General features: G+C 35.5%; 11 protein-coding genes. 3 read left to right on the forward strand and 8 right to left on the reverse strand.

Translation table 11 applies throughout. The features are described 5' to 3' along the window. Positions 1-142 precede the first annotated feature (142 nt). Positions 143-4,315, forward strand: a complete 4,173-nt coding sequence (locus tag BZG02_RS10300) for a fibronectin type III domain-containing protein (protein ID WP_101261348.1) — start codon at positions 143-145, stop codon at positions 4,313-4,315. Between the two features lie 184 nt (positions 4,316-4,499). Then, positions 4,500-4,895: a DUF6146 family protein gene (locus BZG02_RS10305; RefSeq protein WP_218972212.1), complete on the forward strand. Its 396-nt coding sequence runs from the start codon at positions 4,500-4,502 to the stop codon at positions 4,893-4,895. 81 nt (positions 4,896-4,976) lie between these two features. On the opposite strand, the gene BZG02_RS10310 is transcribed toward BZG02_RS10305, so the two are convergent. After that, the gene (locus tag BZG02_RS10310; RefSeq protein WP_101261349.1) at positions 4,977-5,846 is read right to left on the reverse strand and encodes a DUF3078 domain-containing protein; all 870 of its coding nucleotides are present in this window, start codon (positions 5,844-5,846) and stop codon (positions 4,977-4,979) included. A gap of 203 nt (positions 5,847-6,049) precedes the next feature. Between BZG02_RS10310 and mnmA the strand changes: the two genes are divergently transcribed. Then, on the forward strand, positions 6,050-7,222 hold the full coding sequence (mnmA, locus tag BZG02_RS10315; protein WP_180335691.1) for a tRNA 2-thiouridine(34) synthase MnmA: 1,173 nt from the start codon (positions 6,050-6,052) through the stop codon (positions 7,220-7,222). 79 nt (positions 7,223-7,301) lie between these two features. Here the strand turns inward: mnmA and BZG02_RS10320 are convergent, their stop codons facing one another. The 7 genes from BZG02_RS10320 to BZG02_RS10350 all read right to left on the reverse strand — a co-directional run bounded on the left by BZG02_RS10320 (position 7,302) and on the right by BZG02_RS10350 (position 13,985). Further along, positions 7,302-7,931 carry a hypothetical protein gene (locus tag BZG02_RS10320; protein WP_101261351.1) on the reverse strand — a complete coding sequence of 210 codons (630 nt, stop codon included), beginning with the start codon at positions 7,929-7,931 and terminating at the stop codon, positions 7,302-7,304. Between the two features lie 71 nt (positions 7,932-8,002). Then, the gene (locus BZG02_RS10325; protein ID WP_101261352.1) at positions 8,003-8,680 is read right to left on the reverse strand and encodes a phosphatase PAP2 family protein; all 678 of its coding nucleotides are present in this window, start codon (positions 8,678-8,680) and stop codon (positions 8,003-8,005) included. Between the two features lie 22 nt (positions 8,681-8,702). Next, on the reverse strand, positions 8,703-9,572 hold the full coding sequence (locus tag BZG02_RS10330) for a diacylglycerol/lipid kinase family protein (RefSeq protein ID WP_101261353.1): 870 nt from the start codon (positions 9,570-9,572) through the stop codon (positions 8,703-8,705). An 88-nt stretch (positions 9,573-9,660) separates the two neighbouring features. Then, the gene (locus BZG02_RS10335; RefSeq protein WP_101261354.1) at positions 9,661-10,383 is read right to left on the reverse strand and encodes a nucleotidyltransferase family protein; all 723 of its coding nucleotides are present in this window, start codon (positions 10,381-10,383) and stop codon (positions 9,661-9,663) included. Between the two features lie 202 nt (positions 10,384-10,585). After that, positions 10,586-12,025: a RapZ C-terminal domain-containing protein gene (locus BZG02_RS10340; protein ID WP_101261355.1), complete on the reverse strand. Its 1,440-nt coding sequence runs from the start codon at positions 12,023-12,025 to the stop codon at positions 10,586-10,588. A gap of 130 nt (positions 12,026-12,155) precedes the next feature. Continuing rightward, complete coding sequence (locus BZG02_RS10345; protein ID WP_101261356.1) at positions 12,156-12,836, reverse strand: DUF554 domain-containing protein; 681 nt, start codon at positions 12,834-12,836, stop codon at positions 12,156-12,158. 135 nt (positions 12,837-12,971) lie between these two features. Continuing rightward, a complete protein-coding gene (locus BZG02_RS10350) occupies positions 12,972-13,985 on the reverse strand; it encodes an L-rhamnose/proton symporter RhaT (protein ID WP_101261357.1) in 1,014 nt (337 codons plus the stop codon). Between the last annotated feature and the right edge of the window lie 36 nt (positions 13,986-14,021).

The raw sequence follows: 14,021 nt of genomic DNA on the forward strand, positions 1-14,021 counted from the left end.
TTTCACTAATGAAACATAACTATTTTTTATTTGTTGAATGCAACAATAATTGAACCCATCATAACAAATTACTATTGACATAGTCTGTATTTATACCTAACTTTTGTTTTGTTATCAAAATATTCACTATAAACCATTAGTTATGAAAAAAATCTTTACTCTTCTTATTTGTTGTATTTTTATTATCTCATCGGGATACTCCCAAAAACGGGAAGTCGATTCGGATGGAAAATACCAAGGAATTATTCGTATAAAATTTACATCCAAATCGGATAAAAAGGTAGCCGATCTGCACCAGCTTCTTATAGATAGAAGTAAATTACAAACCAAAAGTGCCGAAGAATTTGTTCGTACCAACATTCCGAATCTCGACAAGGTAAACCAACTGTTTAAGGCAAACAAAATGCGTCGTGTTTTTCGTGATGCTGGTAAATTTGAAGCTAAACACAAAGAATTTGGTTTACACCTTTGGTACGAAGTGGAATTTAATTCATCTACACCTGTATCTCAGCTAATTCAATCGTACCAAGGAGTAGCTGAAATTGCAATGGCTGAAGGAATTAATGCAACAAAACAAATAGAAGGTGTTCAATTTCTGGAAGGTAATAATAATCCTGTTTCAACAGCTCTTCCGGTAGGTACTAATGATCCACGTTTTGGAGATCAGTGGCATTACGAAAATACCGGACAAAATAATGGAACTCCAGGTGCTGACATTAGTTTACTGGATGCATGGAAGATTGAAACTGGTAATTCCAGCGTAATTGTTGCAATTGAAGATGGTGGTGTTGATTTTGACCACGTTGACTTAGCTGCAAATATGTGGATAAATCCTGGTGAAATAGTTGGCAATGGTATCGATGATGATAATAATGGATATGTTGATGATATTTATGGTTATAATTTTGCTGATGATACTGGAGAAATTTATGTAGGCGATCATGGAACCCATGTTGCAGGAACAGTAGCGGCAGTATCAAACAATGGTATTGGCGTTAGTGGTATAGCAGGAGGTAGTGGAAATAATGATGGTGTTAAATTAATGTCCTGTAATGTGTTTTCGGCCGGCAGTGGTGGTTTTGCAGAAGCTTACACCTACGCCGCTGATAATGGTGCAGTTATCTCTCAAAACAGTTGGAGTTATTCCTATCCATACCAATTCGATCAGGCTGTTTTGGATGGTATTGACTACTTTATTGCAAATGCAGGTGGTGCCAATGCACCAATGAATGGTGGTATTGTAATTTTTGCAGCTGGTAATGATAATTCTCAAAGTAGATATTATCCTGCTTATTACGATAATGTACTTGCAGTTGCTGCCACCAATAAGAACGATGTGAAATCTTACTATTCCAATTATGGAACATGGGTAGATATAGCGGCTCCAGGTGGTGAATTAGAAACAACCAATGAAGATCCTACTGCCGTGCTAAGTACTTTTCCAAATGATAATTATGGCGTTTTTCAGGGAACATCCATGGCTTGTCCTCACGTATCCGGGGTTGCTGCTCTTATTATCTCCAAGTATGCAGGAAATATTACTCCGACAGAATTATGGACGAAATTAGTTGACAATACCGATCCTATCGATGCCTTGAATAATTCTCGTTATGCAGGGAAACTTGGTAGTGGAAGATTGAATGCTTACCGTGCACTTACTGATGATAATTTACCTTCTGTACCTTCTGGCTTAACTGCTACAAATGTAACTCAAACCAGCTTTACCATTGGATGGAATGCTGTTAGTGGTGCGCAAAGTTACGACCTTCAAATAAGAGAACAAGGAGGTGCCTGGCAAAACATCAACACAGCAGAAATTACCTATAACTACTCTGGTGCAACTGCTGAAACAACTTATGAATTTCAGGTTAGAGCGAATAATGATGCAGGATCTAGTAGTTATTCTGCAATTGCATCCGTTATAACCGAAGCTGCTCCAACTGTTCCTGTAGCTCCATCGAACCTTACAGCCTCGAATATTACTTATAATTCACTCTCTGTAAATTGGGATTCTGTAACAGATGCGACAGATTACGATCTTGATTCACGGCCATTAGGGGGAACTTGGACTACGGTAAATTTAACTAGTACAAATTTCGATTTCACGGATCTAATTTCTGAAACTACTTACGAATTTCAGGTTAGAGCAAATAATGCCATTGGCACTAGTGCTAACTCGAACTTAATAGCTGCAACTACCCTTATTGCTCCAACCGCACCTAATGTACCAACAAATTTAATTGCTTCGAACATCACTTACGACTCCTTTACCATTACTTGGGATGTTACTACCGATGCCACCGAATACGATTTAAACGTACGACCAGTGGGGGGAACTTGGACAAGTATAACCCAAACTACTACTAGTTACGAATACTCTGATTTAACTGCTGAAACAAGCTACGAATTTCAGGTAAGAGCAACTAACAGTATTGGTTCAAGTGAATATTCAGCAATTGAAACTGCTACTACCTTAATTGCTCCTGCAGCACCAACTACACCAGTTAATTTATTGGCATCGAATATCACCTACAACGCCTTTACCATTACTTGGGATGCAAGTACTGATGCTACTGATTACGATTTAAACCTACGACCAGTTGGTGGAACTTGGACAAGCATAAATCAAACTGCAACTAGTTACGAATACACTGATTTAACTGCTGAAACAAGCTACGAATTTCAGGTAAGAGCAACTAACAGTATTGGTTCAAGTGAATATTCAGCAATTGAAACTGCTACTACCTTAATTGCTCCTGCAGCACCAGCCACACCAGTTAATTTATTAGCATCGAATATCACCTACAACGCCTTTACCATTGCTTGGGATGCAAGTACTGATGCTACTGATTACGATTTAAACGTACGACCAGTTGGTGGAACTTGGACAAGCATAAATCAAACTGCAACTAGTTACGAATACACTGATTTAACTGCTGAAACAAGCTACGAATTTCAGGTTAGAGCAAACAATGCTAATGGTTCCAGTGCTTACTCGGGTATTGTGAGTGCAACTACTTTAGTAGGTCCTACAGCTCCTGTAGCACCTTCGAATTTACTAGCAACAAACATCACCTACAATTCATTTACAATTAGCTGGGACGTTGTTACAGATGCAAGCGATTACGATTTAGATATTCGAGAAGCAGGAGGAACTTGGTCAACTATGAATACTAGTACCACCACTTACAATTACACCTCAGCAATAGCTTCTACTATCTACGAATTTAGAGTTCGATCAAATAATGAGATTGGTTCTGGAGAATACTCAGCTATTGAATCATTAACAACAGATCCTATCCCTGTACCTGAAGTACCAACAGCACTATCGGCAAGCAATATTACCTCAAGTTCGTTCAGCTTAAGCTGGGATAATATGGAATTTGCAGCTACTTACGAGCTTCAGATTAGAGCACAAGGTGAAAGTTGGGAACTTTTCACTACATCGGCTACAAGTTTCGACTACTCTGGTGCAATGGCCGAAACGAGTTATGAATTTCAAGTTCTAGCGAGTAATAGCACTGGTTCAAGTGCATATACTTCAATTCAATCCGTAACCACCTTGCCTGAAGCTGCAACTCCAGATTATTGTGAATGCTACGGTAAAGATACTCGATATGAGTATATTGATTTAGTGGAATTAGCAAATATGAGTAATCCATCAGGTGACGATGGCGGATATGGCGATTATACCAATATGATCGCAAATGTTCAACCAGGCAACAATTATACTCTAAATTTCTCATTAGCATACAAAAGCAGAACTTACACTGCTAACTGGAGTGTATACATTGACTTTAACCGAGATGGAAATTTTACAGCTAATGAATTAGTTGTTTCAGGTTATACTGCAAGTGCAGCTATTTCAACATCTAATATTTCTATTCCAGCAAGTGCAGCAATTGGACATACTAGAATGAGAGTAATTCTTAAACACAGAAGAGCTGCCAAATCTGGATGTGAAATATTTAGTCAGGGCGAAGTGGAGGACTATACTCTAGACATTAGTAATACCGCTCCAGCAATAGCTGCTAGGTCATCAGCAATCAATTTTGGCGCACCACTTAGTCAAACCCCTCCTATCGAGGAATTAAAATTATTCCCAAATCCAGCTAAAGATTATGTAACCCTTTACATACAAGGAAACATTCAATCTAAAGTGAAAATTAGCTCTATAACAGGGAAAACAATTAAAATGCTAACACTTGATCAGGAAAATAATACCATAGATGTCTCCAATTTACCTTCGGGAATTTATTTTATCTCGATTGAAGATGGTGATGAAATTATTTCTAAAAAATTGATAAAATTATAACTCAACCTGCTATTACTAGTTTCGAGGACAGGATTAATCTCCTGTCCTTTTTTTTACCTCCCAAATCAAAAAATATCATGCTAACGTTTCAACTATCAAACTCGTATAATTAAAAACAGCTTCGAAATTACGAACTATTCCTTTTACGATACCTTTTCTATTGGATCACTAAATTTGTATTGTCATGAAAAAAGTCACTTATCTAATTGCGATTTTAGCCATTACATATGGATGCTCCAGTTTTTCCTCATTCAAAACTCACCCGGTACAGAAGAAAGAAAATATATTACTTACAAAAGATAGTGTTGAATATGAATTGCTAATTATTGATTCTGGATTTGAATCGTGGTTTGCTGCCAGAAATACAATTGCCACAGTACATTCTGATATTTACTACCAAAACTGGAATCGAATTTACGTAGTGGAATGGAATCAACTATATATGCAAGGAAGACCTTTCATTGAAAATTATATAGAATATGATCCGGCGGAAAATTATGGTTTGGAAATAAACTACAAGCTATACTATTACTTTCAGTTTGTTGAAGAAAAAAATCGCATTTCAATCATTAACAGATAAGAAAAGCGGAAGAACCTTAACTGATGGTTCTTCCGCTTTTTATTTATTTAAAGGAGTAAACTTCTACTAAACTTACTGCATTTAAAATTTGTAAGCCAATCCAATCCCTACAATTTCTTTAAACTGAATTTTTGGACCTTTTCCTTCGTAATCAATATCATCATCATATACTAAGGTTGTATTAACGGTAGCAGTTAAGTAATCATTAACTTTCATATTAATCATCACATCCCACAATACATCAATATTTCCAAAACTATCCGAGTAATTGGTAAATAAATCTAAAGTACTCTTCAAACTTACATTTTTCATGATATCCTTTTTCAAGGTCATTTTTGAAAAGGCACCAAACTCTCCTCTAAATTTATCACCTGGATCAACTCCATAAGCACCAGCATCCGATAAATCATCATCGTTAACAACAGTCATTTTTGAAGTTAAGGGAGACAGGTAAGCTGAAAACACATCGTTTGGTTTGTAATCCATACCTAATGATAATGTAAGATACGCTAGCGCCAAAAAATTTGATACTTTCACATCATCCACACCATCGGTATTCGAATATTTATATCCTTTCGCAAATTGTGTTTTAAAATCTAATAATGCACTATAATACCAATGTCCTCCGTTCTTATGTCCAAATTTGGTAGTAAAATCAATTTTATCGATACTTTTACGAACGCCTTGATCGCCTTGTTTAATCATACCATACTCTAAATTTAGAGTGTTTTCCCAACTATTCTTTCCTTTGTTATAATTAGAAAATAAATTTAATAATGCATTGGTAGATATTGCATTATCACCACCACCCGACCAATTGGTAAGAGAGGTTTGAGAAAAAGTAATTGAAGCAAGTCCTCCTTTTTTCCAGTAAGAGGTATCTTGTTTTTCCTGTGCGGAAACGAATATAGCCATGCAAACAAATAACAGGGCAAAAGTAATTTTTTTCATCTTTCAAAAATTTTAGGTTCTTACATAATAGATCTCATAAATAAGATCATTACTTATATTCAATCTAAGTTAGTTATTTTTTTATCCCAAAAAAATACATAACTAAATTTAGGTGTTAAATTATTTGCAATTCATCAGGTACAATTGGCACTAAGCCAAAAATTGAATACTTTTGCATCTTGAAAAACAAGGATTTATTAGTGATGAAGAAAAAAGTTGTAATCGGATTATCGGGTGGAGTGGATTCTAGTGTTGCTGCACATTTATTGATTGAGCAGGGATACGAGGTGGAAGCACTTTTTATGCAGAACTGGAACGATACCGTTGGGTTAAAATCAGAAGAATGCCCATTTGAAGAAGATGTTCTATTTGCTCAGATGGTAGCTAAAAAGTTAGGAATACCATTTCATTTTGTAGATTTAAGCGTAGAATACCGCGCGAAAGTAATTGATTACATGTTTGCCGAATATGAAAAAGGACGTACTCCTAATCCGGACGTACTATGTAATCGTGAAATTAAATTTGATGTATTCCTGAAAAAAGCTCTTGAGCTTGGAGCAGATTATGTGGCTACAGGTCACTATTGTCAAAAGGAAACTATTATAAAAGATGGCAAAGAAATTCACCGATTAATTGCCGGAGAGGACAACAATAAAGATCAAAGTTATTTCCTGTGCCAGTTATCGCAGGAACAACTGTCAAAAGCAATGTTTCCTATCGGACACATTATAAAACCTGAGGTTCGGGAAATTGCCCGTCGCGAAAAAATGGCTTCTGCCGAGAAAAAAGATTCACAAGGCATCTGCTTTGTAGGTAAGGTTGATTTACCTGTATTCTTGCAGCAAAAGCTAAAAGCGATGAAAGGCAATATTATTGAAATTATGGCCGATAAGGCGGATGAAATCATCCCAAAATCTGAAGCTTTAGCGGATATTTCAGCACCATATCATTTTAAACCAGAACACGGAACAGTAGTAGGAGAACACAATGGTGCCCATTTCTTTACTGTTGGTCAGAGAAAAGGTTTAAATGTTGGAGGAAAAAAAGAACCTTTGTTCGTGATTGGAACCGATGTGGTGAAAAACATTGTTTACGTAGGCATGGGACATGGCCATCCTCTATTGGCAAGAAAAGCGCTGTTCATTCCAAAAAGTGAAGTGCACTGGATTCGCGAAGATTTAATGCCAACCGAAGAATGTGAAAGAAGATACGATATCAGAATAAGATATAGACAGCCTTTGCAAAAGGGAACTATCTATTTTAAAGAAGAAGGCATTTATATTCTGTTCGATGAAGCACAACGTGCGGTGGTTTCGGGACAATTTGCTGCCTGGTACGAAAAAGAAGAACTACTTGGTTCGGGAGTGATTGACTAAAGAATTGAATTTAACTAGATACAGAAAAGGCTGTTCATTTCATTTTGAACAGCCTTTTTTATTTTCTCTTAAAAATACTTTACTTCTTCCGCTTTTGGTATACGTACACAAAAAACTCTACAGCAGCTATGAACAACAACGTGTAGCCGAACAGCTCACATCCCTCTTCTACCGCATTTTTGACCCATCTTTGCACAGGTTCAAGTGTTTCCACATCAAATAATGCTCTCCAAACATTCTTTGTTCCAAATAATCGAGAAAAAACAAATACGCACAAAAAACCTGCAGTAAATACACCAAATGCAGGAGTAGAGAAAAACTCTTCCAGATTTTCCCAAATTTGCTTTTTCTGACGATAAACCAAAAATACTGAAACTAACAAAACTACCATGGCAAAAGGGAACCACGCACCATGATAAATCTGATCGAAATACACATCCAATTCTCTTATTAAAGCAACCATAGCACCTCCTCCAAAAAGGTAGGATATCGCCTTATGTGAATTGGAACGAATACCGGCCAAAATAAAAATTAAACTTGTTAACAACAAAAATAATTCTTGCATCCATTCGGTTTGAGAATTTTCTCCAAACTTAAGACCATCGATAATAATTGCAGCATCACTTTTTATTATTAATGCAGCAGCTACAACTGGAATAGCATACAATACTACTCGAAAAGCAGCGTAAATAATTGGCTTTAGATTCATCGTTATTAGATATTTATGATAATTTTTAAACTATTTTATTTCATTAAAGACTCTTCTCTTCCCTACATTTTTCAACGATTAAAACAAAAATATACAGAAAAGGCCATCATTACGAATTGCAAAGTTCCGATTAAAGAAATTTGATATATTCTAGCAATGGGATATGTTTCTTCTACTGGTTTTTTAATTAAACTAGTTTGAAAGTACCTTTTCAACAAAAAATATCCTAAATAAGCCATTACAATTCCAATTAAAGCTCCTCCAATAATATCACCTGGGTAATGTACTCCCAAATAAATACGGGAATAGGATATAATTACTGCCCAAAATACAAGAAAGTAAGTTGTAAGCCTATCCTTTACAATTAAACTTACCAAAACAGCCAAACCAAAAGCATTCGCTGCATGAGATGAAACAAAACCATATTTTCCTCCTGTGTAACCTTGTACTAAATTTACTAAATGACTAAACTCAGGATCTCTGGATGGTCTAAATCGTTTAAATATTGGCTTAAATATGCCTGAGGCTATTTGATCACTTACAACAACTACAAAAATTAAACTTAAAAGAATTATTCCACCCTTTTTCCATCCAAATATATTCACAATACAAGAGGCAAGTACTATATAGAACACATACCACATTTCTTTTTCAGAAATTAGTCGCATTAAATAATCCCAAAAATAATTTTGCTGGCCATTTAACAATAATAGCAACTCCCTATCTAAATTTAGTAACCAATCTAACATATTTTCTATTTTTATACTTTTACTACTTCATTTGTACTACTTCAATCTGTTTCAGAATTTCAACATTCAAAGTCTCTGCTAGAGCTTTAGGCTCCCCATCCACATGATATGTTTCCGAATTAGAATCGATTACCAAATTGTTTACTTTTACAAACTGGACATATTTAGAATTCTTCAATTTTCCTAAAAACAAACGAATTACAAAACCCGGTACTACATAAAAGGGAATTTTTTTTATCAAAACCAAATCGAGCAAACCATCGTTGTAGATTGCCCCTGGTGCAATTAAAGCATTGTTTCCAAATTGTCGTGTATTTGCGATGTTAATCATGTGGTACTTTCCTTCAATAACAGAACCATCAAAAGTAACTTTCGCTTGTATCGGTTTGTATTTTATTAGTGCCTGAATGGTACAATAAACATAGGTCTTTAGTCCGCGAGTAGGCATTTTATCGAACTCATTAGCCACATAACTATCAAAACCCAAACCAAGCATATTACAGCTCAACTCATTATTTACTTTTAGAAGGTCGACCATTTCGGTTTCCCCTTTCAAAATTTTATTCAATAGTTTTTTGATATCCCCGGTAAAACCAAGTTCGCGAGCAAAACCATTGCCCGACCCATTGGGCAAAACTGCCAATTTAAGATTTGGATAACGTACCAAATATTTAAGCGTGGTATTGATTGTTCCGTCTCCTCCACAAATAATTAGCACCTTATATTTTTCACATTTAGTGGTAAGAAACACATCAAATTCTTCGAGAGAATTACTAATGAAATAATCAACTTCGGGAGCAATTTGAATAAACTTACGAAGAATTTTACTTGATTTTGTACCTGAATGAGGGTTGATAACAAAAATGATATCCTGTAAGGTAATTTTTTTCATATTTACTATTGGCCTTTGCCTCTATATCTTTTTTTCATGAGAAATAACACCATCCTCATTTAATAATTCCCAGCCAAAAGTAGATAATTTATTTTAGATGTTCCTCTGCCCAAGCCAAATCATCTGGTTTTCCAAGGTCTGACCATATTTTAGAATTATCTTTAAAAGCCAATATTTTTTCATTTTTAGCTAGGCGTAAATACAAATCGATAACGGAAAACTTACCTTCCTCAGTAATCAATGAAAACAGTTTATAATCTAATAAATGAATTCCACTAAAAGCCAGATGTTCCGATTTAGTCATCTCTTTCCTGGCCACCTTTATTTCTCCGGTTTTACAATTTTCCCATCCGGTTAATTGATTATCCTTGTTAAAATATAAATAGCGACTACTAGATCGTTCTCGCATCACCATACTTACCAATGCTCCGGTAAGCTTGTGAAAATTAATCAGCTCTGTTAAATCCAAGGATGAATAAACATCAACATTATAGATTAAAACTGGTGCTCCAGGAATAAATAAACCTGCTGCCTTCTTCAATCCTCCTCCTGTATCCAACAATTCTTCCCTTTCATCTGAAATGCGGATATCTGCACCAAAATTGTTATTTGCATGAAGAAATTCCTCAATTAGATCGGCATAATGGTGCACATTAATAACAATACGATCCACTTTTAATTCTATTAGCTTCCGAATTGCTCTTTCTAAAAGTGGCTTTCCTCCTAGTTCAACCAAAGCTTTGGGTTTTGAATCGGTATAAGGTTTTAAACGAGTGCCTAAACCCGCCGCAAAAATCATAGCATTTAACATCCTATTTAATTAAGAATTATAAATTAATAATGGAGAATTATTATTCTCAAAAAGTTACATTCAGCTAAGCTTCTTTATTGGTTTGCATAGTTTTTTTGCCATTTTGGCAATCCTGTTGCATTTTTTGCAAACAAAATTCTCCGAATCGCATACTTTTTCTGCATATTCCTTCGGTGATAATTTACAACGTTTCTTGCCCATACTAGCTTCCTTCTATTTCTCTCTCGATGTGACGTAAACTGATATTTACATCAAACTTTTCACGCAAATGTTTTGCCAAACTCTCTGCCGAAAAAACGGAACGATGCCTCCCACCTGTACAACCAAAATTCACTTGTAAATTGGCAAAGTTGCGACTAATATATTTATCAACACTCATATCTACAATACTATAAACGGAGCTTAAAAATTCCTCCATTTCACTGTGCTCTTTAAAAAATTCAATTACCGGCTGGTCTTTTCCTGTCATTTCTACATATTCCTGATATCTTCCAGGATTATGAATGGCTCGACAATCGAAAACAAAACCTCCACCGTTAGTCGTTTTATCTAAAGGAATTCCTCGGCGATACGAAAAACTATTTATTTCGACATGCAATTTTGGCTTTTCTTCTTTGCCTACACTTTTCAGAAAATCAGAAGAAATTACAGCTTTAAGAGCATTCAGCAATTCAGGTAATTCAACGGGAATATCCATTCTTTGCAAAATAGTTTCCAAATTTTTCAATGCGAAGGGAATTGATTTTAAGAAGTGATCTTTTCTTTCGTAAAAACCTCTAAAACCATAGGCTCCCATTGCCTGCATGATACGAATTAAAACATAACCCTCGAAAAATGAAGTAAAAGCTTTTGAATCAACTTCCTGTACTTTTTGAATTTCCTCCAGATAAAATGCCAATAATTCATCTCTAACATCCTGTGGCAGATCGGCTTTGGCATCGTACAACAAGGAAGCCAAATCGTATTGCAATGCTCCTTTTCTTCCTCCCTGATAATCGATAAACCAAGGCTCACCATTTACCAACATGATGTTTCTGGATTGAAAATCCCGATACAAAAAGTAATCGCGGGGAGCATCTAATAAATAATCCGAGAATTGCTGAAAATCATTCTCGAGTAATTGTTCATCGAATGGAATTTTTGCCAATTTCAGAAAATAGTATTTGAAATAATGTAAATCCCAAATCATCGATTGCTTATCGAAACTATCTCTGGGATAGCAAACCGAATAATCCAATCCATTCTCTCCTTCTAGCTGAAAACGAACCAATTGAGAGATAATCTTTTTGTAAATTACGATTAGATCGGTGGCGAAACCTTCACCTATTCTCAAATGAAGTATGTAATCGAATAAAGTTGTATTGCCTAAATCCTGTATAAGATAAATATCATGATCAAGATTCTCGCAGTATATTTCAGGAACAGATAAGCCTTTAGATTCAAAATGTTTACTAAAACTGATAAAAGCAATATTCTCCTTTTTATCAGCATTATAAACTCCAATAACCGTTCTCTTTTCTCCAACTAAGCGGATGTATTCACGATAAGAACCTGATTGAGGTAAAATTTCTGTTTCAATTACTCTATCGTCAGCCCATTCTTCAAATAAATGAATTAGAGCAAGTTTAATTTCTTCTTTCAAATCGTATGTATTTTGATTGCCTAAAAGCGTTTTCTTATGAATACAAATCTACAAAAAGATCTTCTACCTACTGGTATGTGTTGGCTTACTAATCTTTCAAAAATTGATCCGTACCACTATCCAACTTATTCTAAGTTAAAAAGAGGTAACATAACAATACTTCTACCAACAAAGCGGGCAGCATATTTAAAATTTTTATTTTTTTTATTTCTAAGATACTAATTCCTAATCCTATAATAAGGACTCCACCAACTCCGGCCATTTCGGTGATAATGGTCTCGGGAATTACTTCGCCAAAAACTGCTGCCAATAAGGTTAATCCTCCTTGATATATCAGTAAAGGAATTACCGAGAACAAAACTCCAATACCCATTACTGCCGCCAATGCAACTGCCGAAAATCCATCCATCATCGATTTGGTAAGTAGCAAGGTTGGTTCTTTGCCCATTCCTTCCTCCATACTTCCTAAAATGGTCATCGCACCTAGACAGAACAACATGAATGAGGTAACAAAACCTGTAGAAAATTTATCATCCTTACTTCCTATTTTCCTCTTTAATAAGTCACTGAATTTTTCAACTCGCTCCTCTAAGCGTAAAAATTCACCGATTAACGCCCCAACCACCAAACTAAATACCATCAGCAATAGTTCGTTGGCCTTTAGAGCCATACTTACCCCAAGGTATAAGGTGAAAATCCCAATGGCTTGGAAAACAATTTTAAACATTCGCTCAGGAATTCTGGTCCTAAATAAAAGGCCTAAACTTCCACCTATTAAAATGGCAACAACATTTACCAGGGTTCCGATCATAAAATGATTTTATTTTTGAAAAACTAAATTTAATAGAAAATCAGCAAAAGAGGCGATTTAGACAAAAAAAAACCGAAACCTAATAAATAGGTTCCGGTCTACTAGCGATAATATATACTAAATCAAAAAAATATACTATAATACACCCTGACTATTACCCAAGGCAATAATTACAACACCAATAATCATACAAGCAAGTCCGATGTACAAATACAATCTTGCTTTTCCTGATGCTTTTACCCACTCTCTGGTTAGTAAACCACCAACAATTGCAACAGCAACGCAAATGGTATTAAATATTGCATATCCAACCGTATTGCCAGCTTTTCCAAGCTTGAATGCTGCGTAAGCAAAAGTTGCCGATGCTGCAAAATTTAAAATAGCCATAACAAGAATAAGCAAAGTATTTTTTCCTAAATGTGGAGTTTTAAAATTTTTCCACAAGCCTTGTTGGGTTAATTTAACGATAAAATAAGGTGTTACAACCAAACCTCCACATACATAAATTACAAACATCACTGCTACCGAAGTTACCCATTCTGGATTTCCTGTAGCTTGACAAGCTTCATGCAAATAAGGTCTTCCTACTGCGTTTGCAAAACTAAATCCTGTAGCTAATAAACCTCCAACTACAGCGATAACAATTCCTTTAGTCATGGATACCTTCTCTGTTGTACTATCTGACTTTTCATCAGACTCTCTAACCATACCGGCTTTTCCATTCACAATAACACCAACAAGAACAATGGCAATACCTACCAAAATATAAACAAGCACATTACTTGGAGGCAATCCATCCACCAAAAAAGGTAAAAGGGAACCAACTAATATTACGGTTCCAATAAAAATTGAAAAACCCAATGAAAGACCAATATAATTAATTGCCTTTCCCCACATCATAGCTCCTATTCCCCACATAACACTGGCGATAGCCATTTTCAATAAAATATCGGTTGGTATTCCACTAAGAACGCCTCCAAAACCTTTTATTAGTAGCGCTGCAGAAATAATTGGGATTAAAAACATGTTTAACGTAAACATAAGTCCCCAGGTATTTTCAAAGGCAAAATCTTTCGTAAATTTCTCTGGTAAAGCATAGGTTCCCAGCATTATGCCGGCTATAATTGCCCATATAATTCCTTCAATCATGATATTACTATTTTAGGTGATTAGCACTTGTTTATT

The organism is Labilibaculum filiforme, assembly GCF_002843315.1.
In the GTDB taxonomy this organism is placed as follows: domain Bacteria; phylum Bacteroidota; class Bacteroidia; order Bacteroidales; family Marinifilaceae; genus Labilibaculum; species Labilibaculum filiforme.